This is a genomic window from Variovorax sp. CCNWLW186, assembly GCF_037203865.1.
Classification (GTDB): domain Bacteria; phylum Pseudomonadota; class Gammaproteobacteria; order Burkholderiales; family Burkholderiaceae_C; genus Variovorax.
In genome coordinates, this window is record NZ_JBBCBO010000004.1 from 58,514 (window position 1) to 76,027 (window position 17,514).

Sequence of the window (17,514 nt, forward strand, 5' to 3'; positions counted from 1 at the left end):
TCTGTGTTGTCGAAGAGAGGCAGGCCGATCAGGGCAGCGCCTTGTCGGCCTCGGTGGTGAACGCGTCGGCAAAGAACTCTTCTTCGGGCAGGCCGGCCAGCGCCACGTAGTCGCGCTTGGCCGAATCGACCACGATCGGCGCGCCGCAGGCGTACACCTGGTGGCCCGAGAGGTCGGCAAAGTCTTCCAGCACCGCGCGGTGGACGAAGCCCGTGCGGCCGGTCCAGTTGTCTTCGGGCGTGGCGTTGGAAACGACCGGCACGTAGCGCAGGTTCGGCATTTCCGCGAGTTGCTCGCGCAGCCAGGCGTCCATGTACAGGTCTTCGGGCCGGCGGCCGCCCCAGTAGAGCGAGGCTGGCCGGTCGATGCCCTTGAACTTCATGTGTTCGAGCAGCGCCTTGATGGGCGCGAAGCCCGTGCCGGAGGCCAGCAGGATCATCGGCTTGCTGGAGTCTTCGCGCAGGAAAAAACTACCGTAAGGGCCTTCGATGCGAAGGATCTCCTTTTCCTTCATCACGCCGAACACGTGGTCGGTGAACTTGCCGCCCGGCAAATGCCGCAGGTGCAGTTCGATGCCCGTGCCGGGTTCGCCCAGCGTGTGCGGCGCATTGGCCATCGAGTAGCTGCGGCGAGCGCCGTCGCGCAGGATAAATTCCACGTACTGGCCGGCATGAAACTGCAGCGGCTCTCCCGCCGGCAGCTGCAGGCGCAGCTTCATCACGTCGTGCGACAGGCGCGTGAGCGCCAGCACCCGCACGGGCATCTTGCGGATCGGAAAGGCCCCCGCTTCCGTGACCTGGCGCGACTCGAGCACCACGTCGCTCTTGGCATGGGCGCAGCAGGTCAGCACGAAGCCGGCCAGTTGCTCCTCGGCGCTCAGGGCCTTGCTTTGGTGCGGTCCCAATTCGACCTCGCCCGAGAGCTTCTTGCATTTGCACGAGCCGCAGGCGCCGTCCTTGCAGCCATAGGGGAGGCCAATGCCTTGCCGGATGCCGGCCGCGAGAATGGTTTCGTCGCCATGCACCACAAAATGCCGCCCGCTGGGCTCGACGGTGATGGAAAAGCCCGCGTCATGCGGCGCTGCAACAGTCATCGGTATTCTTCGGCTTGTTTCAGCCTGGAGCAGAAAAGAGAAAAAAGGGAAAGGAACCCGGATTTTGCCTTCAATCAATAGCCCTTCCGGCGCGCTGCCGGCGCGCTTTCGCCGCGAGCGCCTGCTGATCGTCGGTTGCGGAGACGTCGGCCAGCGTGTGGCCCGCAACCTGCGCGGCCGCATGCAGCTGGTGGCACTCACTTCGTCGGCCGAGCGGGTGCAGGCGCTGCGGGCGGCCGGCATCCGCCCGCTCGTGGGCAATCTCGACGATCCGGCCACGCTTCGCCGGCTGGCTGGCGTGGCCAGCCGTGTGCTGCACCTGGCCCCACCCGCTCGCGACGGCGGCGCCGCCTGGTGGCGCGACCAGCGCACCACCGCGCTGGCGCGTGCACTGCGACTGCGGTCCACGCCGCTTGCATTCGTCTATGGCTCCACCAGCGGGGTTTACGGCGACTGCGGCGGTGCGCGCGTGAGCGAAACACGCACCGTGCGGCCCGACACGCCCCGCGCCCACCGCCGCGTGGACGCCGAGCGCGCCGTGCGCTGGCTCGGCCGCAGCGCGGGCGTGCGCGCCAGCATCCTGCGCATTCCGGGCATCTACGCGCCCGACCGGGAGGGCGGCACACCGCGCCAGCGCTTGCAGCGCGGCACGCCCGTGCTGCGGCGGGAGGACGACGTGTTCACCAGCCACATTCATGCCGACGATCTTGCGCGCGCCTGCGTGGCGGCGCTGTTCCGTGGCCGGCCGCAGCGCATCGTGCATGCCGCCGACGACACCGAGCTGCGCATGGGCGACTACATCGACTTGGCCGCCGACATGTACGGCATGCCCCGCCCGCCGCGCGTGGCACGCGACGAAGCCGAGCGCCAGTTACCGCTGCAATTGCTGAGTTTCATGGGGGAATCGCGCCGGCTGGACAACACCCGGCTCAAGCGCGAACTGCGCGTGCGGCTTGCGCACCCGACGGTGCATACGGGGCTGCGCGAGGCGGCCTGAATGCCGGTCAAAAATGTGGTGCCCGGGGCCGGAATCGAACCGGCACACCTTTCGGTGGGGGATTTTGAGTCCCCTGCGTCTACCAATTTCACCACCCGGGCAGGGTTCTGAACGAAGCCCAAAATTATGGCACAGTGGGAATATGAATTGCCCCCACGCTCATCACTTCGTGTATTCGCTGCCCCCCGAGGGGGCGCTCAACGTCCTTTGGGCGGCCATGCGGACGTTGCCATGAATTATCCGACGATCGAAGACGCCATTGGCAAGACCCCCCTGGTGGCACTGCAACGCATCGATGCCGCCGAAAACGCCAAGCGCGGCAACGTGATCCTCGGCAAGCTGGAAGGCAACAATCCCGCGGGTTCGGTCAAAGACCGGCCCGCCCTCTCGATGATCAAGCGCGCCGAGGAGCGCGGTGAAATCAAGCCTGGCGACACGCTGATCGAAGCCACCTCGGGCAACACAGGCATTGCGCTGGCCATGGCTGCGGCCATCAAGGGCTACCGCATGGTGCTGATCATGCCGGAGGACCTGTCCGTGGAACGCGCGCAGACCATGAAGGCCTTCGGCGCCGAGCTGGTGCTCACGCCCAAGAGCGGCGGCATGGAATACGCGCGAGACCTCGCCGAGCAGATGGTGGCGCAGGGCAAGGGCCGTGTGCTCGACCAGTTCGCCAACGCCGACAACCCGCGCATCCACTATGAGACCACCGGCCCCGAAATCTGGGCCGACACCAAGGGCAAGATCACGCATTTCGTGAGCGCCATGGGCACCACCGGCACCATCACCGGCGTCTCGCGCTTCCTGAAGGAAAAGAACCCCGCGGTGCGCATCATCGGTGCGCAGCCGGCCGAGGGCTCGCGCATTCCGGGCATTCGCAAATGGCCGGCCGAATACCTGCCCAAGATCTACGACGCGAGCCGGGTCGATGAAGAGATCAGCGTGAGCCAGGACAACGCCGAAGAAATGTGCCGGCGCCTGGCGCGCGAAGAGGGCATCTTCGGCGGCATTTCCGCCGCCGGCGCGCTGTGGGTGGCGCTCGAGGTCGCCAAGACGGTCGAAAACGCCACCATCGTGTTCGTCGTGTGCGACCGCGGCGACCGGTATCTCTCGACCGGCGTGTTCCCCGCCTGACAGAAATCCATGCCCCATCCCAAGTTTTGCCAGGCCTGCGCCACGCCGCTCGAATGGATCGCGCTGATGGAGGACGGCGGCGCCAAGGAGCGCCTGCGCTGCCCCAACTGCGGCCACACCCACTGGAACAACCCCACGCCCGTGCTCGCGGCCATCGTCGAGTACCGCGGCCAGGTGCTGCTGGCGCGAAACGCCGCTTGGCCGGTGAAGATGTACGCGCTGATCACCGGCTTCATGGAAGCCGGCGAAACGCCTGAAGAAGGCATTGCGCGCGAGGTGAAGGAAGAAACCAACCTCGACGTGAGCGCGACCAAGCTCGTGGGCGCGTACGACTTCCAGCGCATGAACCAGATCATCATCGCGTATCACGTGGTGGCCGACGGTGAGGTGAAGCTCTCGCCCGAGCTGCTGGACTATCGTCTCTACGACTTGCCCGATCTCAAGTGCTGGCCCGCCGGCACCGGCTACGCGCTGGCCGACTGGCTGCGCACGCGAGGACACGAGCCGGTGTTCTTTACCGCGGCGGAAAACGAAGAGCGGCGGCGCGGCCTGAACTTGCCGCCCGAGGAGCCGAAGCATGCAAATTGATCGCGAACTCGACACGCGGGGCCTGAACTGCCCGCTGCCCATCCTCAAGGCAAAGAAATCGCTCAACGACATGGCCAGCGGCCAGTTGCTGAAGGTGGTGTCGACCGACCCGGGCTCGCTGCGCGACTTTCAGGCTTTTTCGCGCCAGACAGGCAACGAACTGGTCGAGCAGCAGACCGTCGGCACCGACTTCATCCACGTGCTGAAAAGGCGCTGAGCAGCAGCAAAAACTGACCGGCAAAAGAAAAGGCCCCGCGGGGCCTTTTCTTTTTTCTTTCTTTCAGAGCTCCAGGCTCTTCAGGTATTCGCGGAACTGCGCGCCCACTTCCGGATGCGCCAGCGCAAGCTCCACCGAGGCCTGCAGAAAGCCTTCCTTGCTGCCGCAGTCGTAGCGGATGCCCTTGTAGGCATAGGCGTAGACCGATTCCTTCTTCATCAACGACGCAATGCCGTCGGTGAGTTGGATCTCTCCGCCCGCGCCCTTGGGCTGGTTGCGGATCTCGTCGAACACACCCGGCGTGAGGATGTAGCGGCCCGCCACGCCGAGGCGCGAAGGTGCCTTGTCCGGCGATGGCTTCTCGATCATGCGGTCGACCTTCACGAGATCGTCGCCGATGGATTCGCCGGCCACGATGCCGTAGCGCTTCACGTGCTCGAGCGGCACTTCCTGCACTGCCAGCACCGAGGCGCCCAGCTTGCCGAAGGCAGCCGTCATCTGCGCGAGCACCGGTGCACCGCCTACCGGGCCGACCATCAAGTCGTCGGCCAGCAGCACGGCAAAGGGTTCGTTGCCGACCAGGTGTTCGGCGCACAGCACCGCATGGCCGAGGCCCAGCATGCGCGGTTGGCGCACGTAGGAGCAGGTCATGTCGTCGGGCATCACCGAGCGTGCAATTTCGAGCAATGCGTGCTTGCCGCTGGCCTCGAGTTGGCTCTCGAGTTCGTAGGCGGTGTCGTAGTGGTCTTCGATGGCACGTTTGTTTCGGCCAGTTACGAAAATCATGTCGCGAATGCCCGCCGCGTAGGCTTCCTCAACCGCATATTGGATGAGTGGCTTGTCGACAACCGGCAGCATTTCCTTTGGCTGCGCCTTGGTGGCGGGCAGAAAGCGGGTGCCGAAACCTGCAACAGGAAATACGGCCTTGCGGATGCGTGTCGAGGGAGTGGGCATGGACAGATTGGGCGTCGGTTCGTTCGGTTGAAGAAGAAGGTTTTACAGTCAACGGCGGCACAAAAAGCCGCCGTTGCCATGCTAAACCCAGGCCCGATCCATGTGTGTCAGCCGAGGCGCCTAAGCTGTTCGCCCAACCGCTCCAGCATGGCCGTGAAGTCAGCCAGACGTTTGCGTTCCTGCTCGATCACGGCGGGCGGCGCCTTAGCTACAAAGGCTTCATTTCCCAGTTTGCTGTTCACCTTGAGGATCTCGCCCTCGATGCGAGCAATTTCCTTGCCGATGCGCGCACGTTCGGCGGCTTTGTCGATTTCCATATGCAGGCACAGGCGCGCCGTGCCGACCACGGCCACCGGCGCCGCTTCGGCCGCCGCCGACCACGAAGCCTCGTCGTCGAAGACCTTCACTTCCTTGAGCTTGGCCAGCGCCTGCAGCACCGGCGCCGCATCGCGCAGGAACGCCGCGCCTTCGGCATCGTCGGCCACCGCATAGAGCGGCAGGCGCACCGCGGGCGAGACGTTCATTTCGCCGCGCAGCGTGCGGCAGGCATCGACCAGCGCCTTCAGCCGCGCCACATGCGCCTCGGCCGCCTCGTCGATCTTTTCGGGCTGGCTCTTCGGATAGGCCGCCACCATGATCGATTCGCCTTTGCGTCCGGCCACCGGCGCCACCTTCTGCCAAAGCTCTTCCGTGATGAATGGAATCACCGGATGCGCAAGGCGCAGCAGCGCTTCGAGCGTGCGGATCAGCGTGCGGCGCGTGGCGCGCTTTTGCGAATCGTCGCCGGTCTGGATCTGTACCTTGGCAATCTCCAGGTACCAGTCGCAGAACTCGTCCCAGGCAAACTGGTAGATGGCGTTGGCCACGTTGTCGAGCCGGTATTCCTCGAAGCCCTTGGCCACTTCGGCCTCAACGCGCTGCAGCTGCGAAACGATCCAGAAATCGGCGCGGCTGAACTTCAGGTAGCCGTGCGCCGGGCCGCCGACCGCGCACTCTTCCTTGGTGTGCTCGCGCAGGCCGCAATCCTGGCCCTCGCAATTCATCAGCACGAAGCGCGTGGCATTCCAGAGCTTGTTGCAGAAGTTGCGGTAACCCTCGCAGCGCTTGCTGTCGAAGTTGATGCTGCGTCCCAGCGATGCGAGCGACGCGAAGGTAAAGCGCAGCGCATCGGCGCCGAAGGCCGGAATGCCGTCCGGAAATTCTTTCTGCGTGTTCTTGCGCACCGCGGGCGCGGTCTCGGGCTTGCGCAAGCCCTGCGTGCGCTTGTCGAGCAGTTCGGGCAGCGCAATGCCGTCGATCAGGTCCACCGGGTCGAGCACGTTGCCTTCGGACTTGCTCATCTTCTTGCCTTGCGCATCGCGCACCAAGCCGTGGATGTACACGTCCCTGAACGGCACCTTGCCGGTGAAATGCTTGGTCATCATGATCATCCGGGCGACCCAGAAAAAGATGATGTCGTAGCCCGTTACCAGCACGCTCGAGGGCAGGTACAGCTCCAGGTCCTTGGTCTTCTCGGGCCAGCCGAGCGAAGAGAAGGGCACCAGCGCCGACGAATACCAGGTGTCGAGCACGTCCTCGTCGCGGCGCAGCTTCTTGCCCGGTGCCTTGGCTTGCGCCTCCGCCTCGTCGTGCGCCACGTACACATTGCCTTCGTCGTCGTACCAGGCCGGAATCTGGTGGCCCCACCAGAGCTGGCGCGAAATGGTCCAGTCCTGGATGTTCTCCATCCAGTGGTTATAGGTGTTGACCCAGTTCTCGGGCACGAAGCGCACCTCGCCGGTCTTCACCACGTCGATGGCCTTCTGCGCGATGGATTGGCCGTCGGCACCTGGGCGCGTCATGGCCACGTACCACTGGTCGGTGAGCATCGGCTCGACAATGGCGCCCGAGCGTGCGCAGCGCGGCACCATCAGCTTGTGCTTCTTCACCTCGACCATGAGGCCGAGCGCCTCGAGGTCGGCCACGATGGCCTTGCGCGCGACGAAGCGGTCCATGCCGCGGTACTTCTCGGGCGCGTTGTCGTTGATGGTCGCGTCGAGCGTCAGGATGCCGATCAGCTCCAGCTTGTGCCGCTGGCCGACGGCGTAGTCGTTGTAGTCGTGCGCGGGGGTCACCTTGACCACGCCGGTGCCGAATTCCTTGTCGACGTAGTCGTCGGCAATGATGGGAATCAACCGGTCCACCAGCGGCAGCTTCACGCGCCGGCCGATCAGGTGCTTGTAGCGTTCGTCCTCGGGGTGAACCATCACGGCCGTGTCGCCGAGCATGGTCTCGGGCCGCGTGGTGGCCACGGTGAGCGTGCCGCTTCCGTCCTCGAGCGGATAGGCAATGTGCCAGAGCGAGCCGTCTTCCTCTTCGCTTTCGACTTCGAGGTCGCTCACCGAGGTCTTGAGCACCGGGTCCCAGTTGCCCAGGCGCTTGCCGCGGTAGATCAGGCCTTCTTCATACAGCGAGACGAAGGTTTGCGTGACCACCTTCGACAGGTCTTCGTCCATCGTGAAGTATTCGCGGCTCCAGTCGACCGTGTCGCCCATCCGGCGCATCTGGCCCGTGATGGTGTTGCCGCTCTTTTCCTTCCACTCCCACACCTTGGCAACGAAGTTCTTGCGCGCCTCGGCGGGCGTGGGACCCATGTCGTGGCGGCTGATTTTTTGTTCCTGCAACTGCCGCTCCACCACGATCTGCGTTGCAATGCCCGCATGGTCGGTGCCCGGCACCCACAGCGTGTTGTCGCCCTTCATGCGGTGGTAGCGCGTGAGGCTGTCCATGATGGTCTGGTTGAACGCATGCCCCATGTGCAGCGTGCCCGTCACGTTGGGCGGCGGCAGCTGGATGGCGAAGGAATCGGCGCCTTCCTTGGGCTGCTGGGTGCCGCGGAAGCCGGCCTTGGCATAGCCGCGCTTTTCCCACTCCGGGCCCCAGTGCGCCTCGATGGCGGCGGGTTCGAACGATTTGGACAGGCTGTCCAGTCCAGGTTGGGCGGTGGGAGTGGTGGATTCGCTCATGGGGAGAATGCAAAACGGCACCCGCGGGTGCCGTCGGTCACAGGGTGGGAATGGCGGTGATTTTACCGGGGCGGTACCCCGTCATCGGCGCGCCCGATAATTCCGCGAATGCTGTTTCTGCTCTCCCCTGCGAAGTCGCTCGACTACGACACGCCCGTTCCCGATGAAATCCCCGCCACCAAACCCCATTTCGAGGCCCCTCGCGGCCCTTCGGCCGAACTGATCAAGCTGCTGCGCGAAAAGTCGCCGCAGCAGATCTCGGAGCTCATGCACCTGTCGGACAAGCTCTCCACCCTCAACGTGGCCCGCTACCACGCCTGGGCCGGCAAAAGCACGCCGAAGAACGCCCGCCAGGCCGCCTTCGCGTTCGATGGCGACGTGTACGGCGGTCTCGACGCCCGGTCGCTCACGCCCGCTCAGTTGGAGTGGGCGCAGGAGCATGTCTGCATCCTGAGCGGCCTCTACGGCCTGCTGCGCCCGCTCGATCTGCTGCAGCCCTATCGGCTCGAGATGGGCACGCCGCTTGCCAACAAGCACGGCAAGGACCTGTATGCCTTCTGGGGCTCGCGCATTGCAGAGCACTTGAATGAGCGCCTGGCCGCGGACCGCACGCCCGTGGTGGTCAACGTCGCCTCGCAGGAATACTTCCGGTCGGTCGACCTGAAGGTGCTCAAGGCGCGCGTGGTCGAATGCGTGTTCGAGGAATGGAAGAGCGACAGGTACAAGATCGTGAGCTTCTACGCCAAGCGCGCCCGCGGGCTGCTTGCGCGCTGGGCGGTGCTGCACAAGGCCGCCACGCCCAAGGCGCTGGAAAAATTCGATCTCGAAGGTTATGGTTTCGACGCCGGCGTGTCGACGGCCGAAAAGCTGGTGTTCAGAAGGAAGACTTGAAATGTCACAGGCGATCAGTCCCGAGCTGAGGGAATGGCTGGTGTCGCAGCTCGCGGCGGGACATTCGGTGCCCGCGCTGCGCGCCTCGATGCGCGCGGCCGGCTGGCAAGACGCCGCCACCGACCTCGCACTGGCGCAGCTCGAGGCCGGGTTCCCGCATGTGGAGGTTTCCAAGCCGCGCCGCACCGACATGCCCGGCCCCAATCTCGAAGGCGCGCCGCTCTATATCGACGCTGGCGACCGCCGCGTTCAGGTGCTGCACACCATGCAGCATCCGCGTGTCGTCGTCTTCGGCAACCTCTTGTCGCCTGAGGAGTGCGAAGGCCTGATTGCCGCCGCGCGCGTGCGCCTTGCGCGCTCGCTCACGGTCGAAACCCGCACCGGCGGCGAGGTGCTGAACGTCGACCGCACCAGCGACGGCATGTTCTTCGAGCGCGGCGAAAACGAAATCGTCGCGCGCCTCGAGCAGCGCATTGCCGCGCTGCTTCGCTGGCCGGTGGAGTTTGGCGAGGGCCTGCAGATCCTGCGCTACGCACCCGGTGCGCAGTACCGCCCGCACTACGACTACTTCGACCCCGGCGAGCCCGGCACGCCCACCATCCTCAAGCGCGGCGGCCAGCGCGTGGCCACGTTGGTCATGTACCTGCAGGAGCCCGAGCAGGGCGGCGCCACCACCTTCCCGGACGTCGGCCTGGAAGTGGCGCCCGTGCGTGGCACCGGCGTGTTCTTCAGCTACGACGAACCCGACCCCGCCACCCGCACGCTGCACGGCGGCGCACCGGTGCTCGCGGGCGAGAAATGGGTGGCCACCAAGTGGCTGCGCGAACGCGAATTCAAATAGAACGAACCCATGAAGCTCCAAGCCAACGGATTGCAGATCGAGGTCGAAGACACCGGCGGCGAAGGGCGCCCGGTCGCCTTGCTCATCATGGGCCTGGGCATGCAGCTCGTCGGTTGGCCGCAGCCTTTTGTGCAGGCGCTGGTCGATGCGGGCTTTCGCGTGGTGCGGCATGACAACCGCGACATCGGGCTGAGCCAGGGTTTCGACCACGCGGGCACCGGCAACATCGTGTGGGAGAGCATTCGCCAGCGGCTGGGCTTGCAGGTGCGTTCGGCCTACACCCTGCAAGACATGGCGCGCGATTCGCTCGGCGTGCTCGACGCACTGGGCATCAAGCATGCGCACGTCATTGGCGCCTCGATGGGCGGCATGATCGCGCAGCACCTGGCCGCCGACGCACCCGACCGCGTGACCAGCCTCGTGAGCATCATGAGCTCGAGCGGTGCGCGCGGCCTGCCCGGGCCCCGTAGCGATGTGGCCGCCATGCTGCTGCGCCGTCCGCTGGGCGGCGGCGAGGCCGAACTGGTGGCGCACAGCATCAAGCTGCTCAGGCTCATCCAGAGCCCCGCCTACCCGCAAAGCACTGAAGAACTGGCCGAGCGCCTTACCTTCAGCATGCGCCGCGCCTACCGCCCGGCGGGCATGTTCCGCCAGATGCTCGCCATCGGCGCCGATTCGCGCCGGCCCGAAGTGCTGCCGCGCATCAAGTGCCCGACGCTGGTGCTGCACGGCGAAGCCGATGCGCTGGTGCCCATGGTCTGCGGGCAAGACACCGCCAAGCGCATTCCGGGCTCGAAATTCGTCAGCATTCCCGGCATGGGCCACGACCTGCCGCCCGAGGTGTGCGCCATCCTCGTCAATCACATCGCCCCGTTCCTGCACGCGGCCGAAGAACACCACAAGCCATGAGCCTGGACAACATTCCCCCCACCCCCAACCCAAACCCAAACACGCCCGAGCAGTCGCAACTGGGCCGCGCCTCGGACTACGCCGACAAGTACGACGCCTCGCTGCTCTTTCCGATTGCGCGCGCCACCCAGCGCGAGGCCATGGGCATTGCCGCCGGCGCGCTGCCTTTCTTCGGTGCCGATCTCTGGACTGCGTTCGAAGTGAGCTGGCTCAACCTGCGCGGCAAGCCGCAGCTGGCCATCGCGCACTTCACCATTCCCTGCGAAACGCCCAACATCATCGAGAGCAAGTCGTTCAAGCTGTACCTCAACAGCTTCAACAGCACCGCTTTTGCAAGCATCGACGCCGTGCGCGACCTCATGCGCGCCGACCTGACCGAGGCGCTCTGGCGCGGCAGCGACCAATCCGCCGGCATTGGCGTGAAGCTGCTCGCGCCCGACATGTTTGACCGCGAGCCGGTGCATGAACTCGACGGGCTCGACCTCGACCGGCTCGACATCGAGTGCACCCACTACCAGCCCGCGCCCGAGCTGCTGTCGAGCGACACCACCCAGCCGCCGGTGAATGAAACGCTCACCAGCCGCCTGCTCAAGAGCAACTGCCTCGTCACCGGCCAGCCCGACTGGGGCAGCGTGCAGATCCGCTACAGCGGCCCCGCCATCGACCAGGCCGGCCTGCTGGCGTACATCGTGAGCTTTCGCAACCACAACGAGTTTCACGAGCCGTGCGCCGAGCGCATCTTCACGGACATCTGGAACCGCTGCAAACCGACCAAGCTCGCCGTGTATGCGCGCTACACGCGGCGCGGCGGGCTCGACATCAATCCGTTCCGCACCAGCTGGCCGCAGGCGCTGCCGCCGAACATCCGCACCGCGCGGCAATAACGAAGAGGGCGCCACCGAAGCCCCTCTTCGGAAATCCGGAACTCGCCAGCCGCCCCCTGTGGCATTCTGGAACTGCCCGTGAACTGCGGGCGGATTTCCGGAGCAGACACACATGGTTGAAGGAAAAGTGGTCGTCGTCACCGGCGCGGGCGGCGGTATCGGACGCGACATTGCGCTGGCAATGGCGAAGAGCGGCGCCAAGGTGGTGGTCAACGACATCGGTGCCGCGCTCGACGGGGCACTCGACGCCGGAGGCGGCGGCGCGGCAAGCAGCGCAGGCCCCGCGCAGCAGGTGGTCGACGAAATCCGCGCCGCGGGCGGCCAGGCCGTGCCCAACACCGACAGCGTGGCCGAAGCGGCCAGTGCGGCGCGCATCGTCGAATGCGCGGTCGAGAGCTTCGGCCGCATCGATGCCGTGGTCAACAACGCCGGCATCCTGCGCGACCGCTTCTTCCACAAGATGTCGGTCGACGAATGGGACGCCGTGATCAAGGTGCACCTCTACGGCGCCTACTACGTGAGCCGCGCGGCGGCCACGCACTTCAAGGAGCAGAACTCGGGCGCCATGGTGCACATGACCTCGACCTCGGGCCTCATCGGCAACTACGGCCAAGCCAACTACGCGGCGGCCAAGCTCGGGATCGCGGCACTGTCGAAGTCGATTGCACTCGACATGCTCAAGTTCAACGTGCGCTCCAACTGCATTGCGCCCTTCGCATGGAGCCGCATGATCGGCGCCATTCCCACAGACACCGACGAGCAGCGCGCCCGTGTCGACAAGATCAAGCAGATGACGCCCGCCAAGGTGGCGCCGCTCGCGGTGTACCTTGCGAGCGATGCGGCCGGCGCGGTCAACGGCCAGATATTTGCGGTGCGCAACAACGAGATCTCGCTCATCAGCCAGCCACGGCCGGTGCGCTCCATTCACCGCTCCGAAGGCTGGACGCCCGAGAGCATTGCCGAGCACGCCATGCCCGCCATGCGCGCGAGCTTCTATCCGCTGGATCGGTCGGCGGACGTGTTCAGCTGGGACCCGGTCTGAGGTCAAACCCCGAGAAGGGCGCATACAGCGCCATTCGCCCGACAATGCACGCTTCTTTCCTTCTTGGCGCGCTTGTCCGGTGAACCTGCATTTCGACCTGTTCGACCTGAAACTGTTCGTCTACGTGGCGGACGCGCGCAGCCTCACCCGCGGCGCCGAGAAAGCCTGCATCTCGCTCGCGGCGGCCTCCACGCGCATCAAGCAGATGGAAGAGGCCGTGGGCGGCAAGCTGCTGCACCGCAGCGCCCAGGGCGTGAGCCTGACGGCCGCGGGGCAGGCGGTGCTCTATCACGCCAAGCGCGTAATGCAGCAGATGGAGCACCTGCGCTGCGACATGCAGGACTTCGGCAAGGGCATCAAGGGCCACGTGCGCGTGTTCGCCAACACCACGTCGATCACCGAATACCTGCCGCAGAAGCTCGCGGGTTTTCTCACGCAGCATCCGGCGGTGCAGGTCGATCTGCGTGAATACCTGAGCGAAGAGATCGTTCGCGCGGTGGCCGACGGCGAGGCAGACATCGGCATTCTGGCGGGCGATGTGCACACCGGCGAATTCGATGCGCGCCCCTTCGGCAGCAACCAGCTCGTGCTGGTGGTCCCCAAGACGCATCACCTAGCAGGGGCGCCTTCGGTGGCTTTTGCCGACACGCTCGACGAGCAGCACGTGGGCCTGCACCACGGCAGCGCCATCCACCGCTTTCTGCAGCGCCGCGCCGAACTGGCCGGCCGCGGCTTCAACCCGCGCATCCAGGTCAGCAGCTTCGAAGCCATCTGCCTGATGATCGAGGCGGGCGTGGGCGTCGGCGTGCTGCCGGCTTCATCGGCGCAGCGGCTGTCGATGGCGATGCAGATCTCTACCGTCGCGCTCAGCGATGCATGGGCGGAGCGTGAACTCAAGCTGATTGCACGCGACCGCGAGCAGTTGCCCGCTTCGGCGCGCGAGCTGTTCGATCACCTCGTCATGTCCTGAACAAAAAGGCGTGCAGCCATGTCCGCCGACCTGAAGTCGCTGCGCCTGTTCGTGGCCGTGGCCGATCACGGCAGCATCAGCGAAGGGGCCAAGCGCTGCCATATTGCGCTGGCAGCCGCGAGCAAGCGCATCTCCGATCTCGAGGCCCGCGCGCGGCTGCCCCTGCTGGTGCGCCATGCGCGCGGTGTCACGCTCACCTCAGCCGGCCACGGTCTGCTGCTGCATGCGCGCGCCGTGCTGTCGGCCATGGACCGGCTGGGCGCGGAGCTAGACGACTTTCAGAATGGCGTGGCGGGCGTGGTGAGCATCACGGCCAACGCGTCCACCATTGCGCAGTTCCTGCCTGCGCAGATCGGCTCGTTCCTGCGGCTTCATCCCGTGCTCAAGATCGACCTGCAGGAGCGCGCCAGCACCGAGGTTGTGAAGGCGGTGCAGGCCGGCCTGGCCGACATCGGGGTCATCGAAGGCCACACGCCCGCCGAAACGCTCGAATGCCTGCCCTACCGCAGCGATGAGCTCGCCGTGGTGGTGGCGCGCGACCATCCGCTGGCCAGGCGCAAGCGTATAGGCGTCGATGAGGTGCTGAGGCACGACCATATCGTGGTGCGCGAAGGCACGGCGCTGCACCGCGTGCTGCTGAACGCGGCGCTGGAGGCGCAGATGCCGCTCAAGGTGCGCATGCAGGTGGGCAGCTTCGACATGGTCTGCCGCATGGTGGAGCAGGGCGTGGGCATCGGCGTGCTGCCCTATGCGGCCATCCTCCCGCAGCTGCAGATATTGAAGCTGCGCTGCCTGAAGCTCGATGCTCCGTGGGCGGTGCGGCGCCATCTTCTGTGCGTGCGGCGGCAGCAAGACCTGACCGCGGCAGCACGCTCGGTGCTGGAGCATCTGGGCCGGCCCGACTGAGCCCGGGCCTTCGCGCGGCGCGAAGGCTCGTGTCCGCCAAAAACGAATTGTTCCCCGCAGCCTGCGCCCCAAGAATGGTGGTGCAACCGCAAGCCAAAGGAGACATTCTTGAAGATCACCCGCGTCAGCGCCACGCCGCTGAACATTCCCGTCACCATCGACGTGCTGGGGCTGAACAAGCAGACCTCGCTCTCCCTGTGCCTGACCGAGATCGAGACCGACACCGGCCTTGTCGGCCACGGCATGACCGCCATCACCGAAGAAGAGATCATTGCCGCCGCCGTGCGCGAGGTGGCCGACCCGGCGCTCGTCGGCGAAGACCCGATGGCCACCGAGCGGCTGTGGGAGAAGCTCTACTGGCTGCTCTCCCCCCGCGGCCAGACCGGCTATGCGAGCCACACCATCGCCGCGCTCGACATCGCGCTGTGGGACCTGAAGGGCAAGGCGCTCGGCCAGCCGCTGTGGCGCCTGCTGGGCGGTGCCCGTTCGAAAGTGCCGGTCTATGCGACCTTCGGCTTCGGCTTCTTCGAGCGCGACCAGCTCGCCGCCGCCGCCAAGCTCTGGGTTTCGCAAGGCTTCCAGCGGCTGAAGATGACTGTCGGCGGCCATGCGCTCGCGCGGCGCGACGAGCCGCGGCCCATCGACGAGGTCATTGCGGAAGACGTGCGCCGCGTGGCCGCCGTGCGCGAGGCGGTTGGCCCCGAGGTCAAGCTGTATGTCGATGCCAACTGCGGCCTCGACCTGTTCCACGCGACCGAGCTCGCGCGCCGTATCGAGCCCTACGGCATCAGCTTCTTCGAGGAGCCGCTCACGCAGAACGACGTGCGCCAGATGGCCCAGCTGCGCTCGCGCACCAGCATTCCGCTGGCCTGCGGGCAGAACGAGGGACTGGCCTTCCGCTTTCGCGACCTGCTGGTGAACCAGGCGGCCGACGTGCTGCAGCCCAACGTGACCATCTCGGGCGGCTATTCGCAGTGCCTGAAGATCGCGGGCATGGCGCAGGCCTTCAACGTGCCGATCGACAACGGCGGCGCCTGGCCCTTTCACAACATGCACCTCCATGCGGGTGTTTCGAACGGCGGCATGGCCGAATACCACTACGTGGCGGTGCAGATGCTCAAGCAGATCTTCGACGGCCTGCCGGTACCGCAAGACGGCTGGCTGCACCTGCCAGAGGCCCCGGGCCTGGGCTTCGCGCCCAATGCGGAGCGGGTGCGCGAACTCGCGAAGCTGCCCACTTCTCACGGCAAGGGCAAAGCCTAGAAATGAACGCCCCTCGGGGTGCGCTTGAATGAGCCGCGCAGACGGCCACCGACCAATGACTATTGGAGACACGATGAAAGCCAGAGATATTGTTCGCCCTGCACGCCGCGAGGCGCTGCGTGCTGCCATGGCACTGGGCCTGGCGGGCCTGTTTGCCGCGCCCGCCGCGTGGGCCCAAAGCTACCCTGACAAGCCGATTCGCCTCGTGGTCGGCTACTCGGCCGGAGGCGGCGTCGATGCGGTCGCGCGCCTGCTTGGAACGCGGCTTTCAGCGGTCCTGGGTCAGCAAGTGATGATCGACAACCGCACTGGCGCCACCGGGCTGATTGCAGCCGAGTTCGTGGCCAAGGCGCCGCCCGACGGCTACACGCTCATGATGGGCGACAGCGCCTTGCTCATCGCCAAGCTGCTGCAGCCGAAGATCGGGCTCGATCCGCTCACCAGCTTCAAGCCGGTGGCGGGCGCTTTCATCTCGCCGCTGATGATCGTCACGGGCAACGACTTTCCGGCCAAGACGCCGGCCGAGCTGGTGAAGGAGCTCAAGGCCAACCCCGGGCGCTATTCGTTCGCCACCTCGGGCGTTGGCACGGTGCAGCACCTGGGCTTCGAGATGCTGAAGCAATCGAGCGGGAGCAACGTGGTGCACGTGCCTTACCGCGGCGCCGCGCAGATCGTGCCCGACGTGGTCGGCGGGCAGGTGCCCATTGGCGTGGTCAGCGCCACGGCCGGCATGGCGCAAGCCAAGGCCGGCAAGCTGCGCGCAATTGCGCTCATGAACACCGCGCGGCTCGAAGGCGCCGAGGGCGTGGCGCCGCTGGCCGATGCGCTGCCGGGCTTCGACGTGGCACCGCGGATCTTTGTGCTTGCGCCAGCCGGCACGCCCGACGAGATCGTCGACAAGCTCTCGGCCGCCGTAAAGACGGTACTCGGCACGCCCGAGGCGGGCGCCGCGGCCGCCGCACAAGGCACGCTGCGCGCCTACGCCACACCGGCGCAGCTCGGCAAGGACATGGCCGAAGAAACCAGGCGCTGGCAGCGCATCATTGCCGAGCAGAACATCGTGGCGGAGGGCAAGTAGATGGCACCGCTGCCGCACCTTGGCCTGATCGTGCCGCCAGCGGCCGGCGCCGTGCCGGTCGATGGCCCGCTGCTGTACGGCGAGCGCATCCGCTTCAGCGCGCTCGGCCTGGGCCTCGGCGAAATCTCGACGCGCGGATACACCGAGGTGATCGACTCGGTGGTGGAGAAGGCGGTGGCGCTCAAGGCAGAGGGCGTTTCCGCGGTCTCGCTCATGGGCACCTCGTTGAGTTTTTTTCGCGGGGCAGATTTCAATGCGCAACTGCAGGCCGAGATGGCACGGGCGACCGGCTTGCCCTGCACCACCATGAGCAACGCCATCGTCGGCGCGCTGCGCCAGCTGGGCGTGCGGCGCGTGGCGGTAGCCACCGCCTACATCGACGAGGTCAACGCACATCTGCGGCGCTATCTCGAACAGAGCGGCTTCGAGCTGCTGGCGCTCCAGGGCCTGGCCATTTCGGACGTGCAGGCCGTGGGCCAGGTGCCCACGCAGGTTCTGGTCGACCTGTGCCTGCGGGTGTTCGATGCACAGCCCGGGGCGGACGGCATTCTCATCTCATGCGGCGGGCTGGTCACGCTCGATGCGGTGCGCGAAGTGGAAGCGCGGTTGCAGGTGCCGGTGGTGTCGAGTTCGCCCGCCGGCTTCTGGGACCTGGTGCGCACCGCGGGCCTCGATGCGCGCTCGGCCGGGCAGGGCCGGCTCTTCGCCGAGGCCTGAGGGCCAGACAAAGATACGGAGGGGG

Annotated in this window: 17 protein-coding genes and 1 tRNA gene; 14 read left to right on the plus strand and 4 right to left on the minus strand. The window is 66.1% G+C overall.

The genetic code is table 11. From position 1 onward, the window contains the following. Positions 1 to 28 precede the first annotated feature (28 nt). Entirely contained in the window at positions 29 to 1,093 is a 1,065-nt protein-coding gene (locus tag V9K97_RS06275) for a CDP-6-deoxy-delta-3,4-glucoseen reductase (protein WP_337317026.1), read from the minus strand. Between the two features lie 64 nt (positions 1,094 to 1,157). Here V9K97_RS06275 and V9K97_RS06280 point away from each other — a divergent pair, with 64 nt between their 5' ends. Further along, positions 1,158 to 2,090 carry an SDR family oxidoreductase gene (locus tag V9K97_RS06280; protein ID WP_337317028.1) on the plus strand — a complete coding sequence of 311 codons (933 nt, stop codon included), beginning with the start codon at positions 1,158 to 1,160 and terminating at the stop codon, positions 2,088 to 2,090. Between the two features lie 16 nt (positions 2,091 to 2,106). On the opposite strand, the gene V9K97_RS06285 is transcribed toward V9K97_RS06280, so the two are convergent. Beyond that, positions 2,107 to 2,191 (minus strand) — tRNA-Leu (locus V9K97_RS06285). Between the two features lie 130 nt (positions 2,192 to 2,321). Between V9K97_RS06285 and cysM the strand changes: the two genes are divergently transcribed. From cysM to V9K97_RS06300, 3 genes are read left to right on the plus strand one after another with little or no spacing between them, the layout of a single operon-like run. Then, on the plus strand, positions 2,322 to 3,224 hold the full coding sequence (gene cysM / locus V9K97_RS06290; RefSeq protein WP_337317029.1) for a cysteine synthase CysM: 903 nt from the start codon (positions 2,322 to 2,324) through the stop codon (positions 3,222 to 3,224). 9 nt (positions 3,225 to 3,233) lie between these two features. Beyond that, on the plus strand, positions 3,234 to 3,812 hold the full coding sequence (locus V9K97_RS06295; protein ID WP_126745658.1) for an NUDIX domain-containing protein: 579 nt from the start codon (positions 3,234 to 3,236) through the stop codon (positions 3,810 to 3,812). Beyond that, positions 3,802 to 4,029, plus strand: a complete 228-nt coding sequence (locus V9K97_RS06300; protein WP_337317031.1) for a sulfurtransferase TusA family protein — start codon at positions 3,802 to 3,804, stop codon at positions 4,027 to 4,029. The genes V9K97_RS06295 and V9K97_RS06300 overlap by 11 nt, the downstream gene beginning before the upstream one ends. 63 nt (positions 4,030 to 4,092) lie before the next feature. Here the strand turns inward: V9K97_RS06300 and galU are convergent, their stop codons facing one another. Together galU and V9K97_RS06310 are read right to left on the minus strand one after the other, a co-directional pair. After that, entirely contained in the window at positions 4,093 to 4,983 is an 891-nt protein-coding gene (galU, locus tag V9K97_RS06305) for a UTP--glucose-1-phosphate uridylyltransferase GalU (protein WP_258504589.1), read from the minus strand. Positions 4,984 to 5,090: 107 nt separating this feature from the next. Further along, positions 5,091 to 7,988, minus strand: coding sequence for a valine--tRNA ligase (locus tag V9K97_RS06310; protein WP_337317033.1), 2,898 nt, complete (start codon positions 7,986 to 7,988; stop codon positions 5,091 to 5,093). 108 nt (positions 7,989 to 8,096) lie between these two features. On the opposite strand from V9K97_RS06310, the gene yaaA reads away from it, so the two are divergent. From yaaA to V9K97_RS06360, 10 genes are all read left to right on the plus strand, one after another. Then, a complete protein-coding gene (yaaA, locus tag V9K97_RS06315) occupies positions 8,097 to 8,879 on the plus strand; it encodes a peroxide stress protein YaaA (RefSeq protein WP_337317036.1) in 783 nt (260 codons plus the stop codon). A gap of 1 nt (position 8,880) precedes the next feature. After that, a complete protein-coding gene (locus V9K97_RS06320) occupies positions 8,881 to 9,720 on the plus strand; it encodes a 2OG-Fe(II) oxygenase (protein WP_337309511.1) in 840 nt (279 codons plus the stop codon). Positions 9,721 to 9,729: 9 nt separating this feature from the next. After that, positions 9,730 to 10,629, plus strand: coding sequence for an alpha/beta fold hydrolase (locus V9K97_RS06325; protein WP_337317038.1), 900 nt, complete (start codon positions 9,730 to 9,732; stop codon positions 10,627 to 10,629). After that, positions 10,626 to 11,513: an NADPH-dependent 7-cyano-7-deazaguanine reductase QueF gene (gene queF / locus V9K97_RS06330; RefSeq protein WP_337317040.1), complete on the plus strand. Its 888-nt coding sequence runs from the start codon at positions 10,626 to 10,628 to the stop codon at positions 11,511 to 11,513. The genes V9K97_RS06325 and queF overlap by 4 nt, the downstream gene beginning before the upstream one ends. Before the next feature lie 112 nt (positions 11,514 to 11,625). Then, the gene (locus V9K97_RS06335; RefSeq protein ID WP_337317042.1) at positions 11,626 to 12,555 is read left to right on the plus strand and encodes an SDR family NAD(P)-dependent oxidoreductase; all 930 of its coding nucleotides are present in this window, start codon (positions 11,626 to 11,628) and stop codon (positions 12,553 to 12,555) included. Between the two features lie 79 nt (positions 12,556 to 12,634). Continuing rightward, entirely contained in the window at positions 12,635 to 13,525 is an 891-nt protein-coding gene (locus V9K97_RS06340; RefSeq protein WP_258504598.1) for a LysR substrate-binding domain-containing protein, read from the plus strand. 18 nt (positions 13,526 to 13,543) lie between these two features. Then, complete coding sequence (locus V9K97_RS06345) at positions 13,544 to 14,431, plus strand: LysR family transcriptional regulator (protein WP_258504600.1); 888 nt, start codon at positions 13,544 to 13,546, stop codon at positions 14,429 to 14,431. A gap of 108 nt (positions 14,432 to 14,539) precedes the next feature. Continuing rightward, a complete protein-coding gene (locus V9K97_RS06350) occupies positions 14,540 to 15,694 on the plus strand; it encodes a mandelate racemase/muconate lactonizing enzyme family protein (protein ID WP_337317044.1) in 1,155 nt (384 codons plus the stop codon). Between the two features lie 73 nt (positions 15,695 to 15,767). Beyond that, positions 15,768 to 16,772, plus strand: coding sequence for a Bug family tripartite tricarboxylate transporter substrate binding protein (locus tag V9K97_RS06355; RefSeq protein ID WP_337317046.1), 1,005 nt, complete (start codon positions 15,768 to 15,770; stop codon positions 16,770 to 16,772). Beyond that, a complete protein-coding gene (locus tag V9K97_RS06360; RefSeq protein ID WP_258504607.1) occupies positions 16,773 to 17,489 on the plus strand; it encodes an aspartate/glutamate racemase family protein in 717 nt (238 codons plus the stop codon). It abuts the gene before it with no gap. Positions 17,490 to 17,514: the final 25 nt, after the last annotated feature.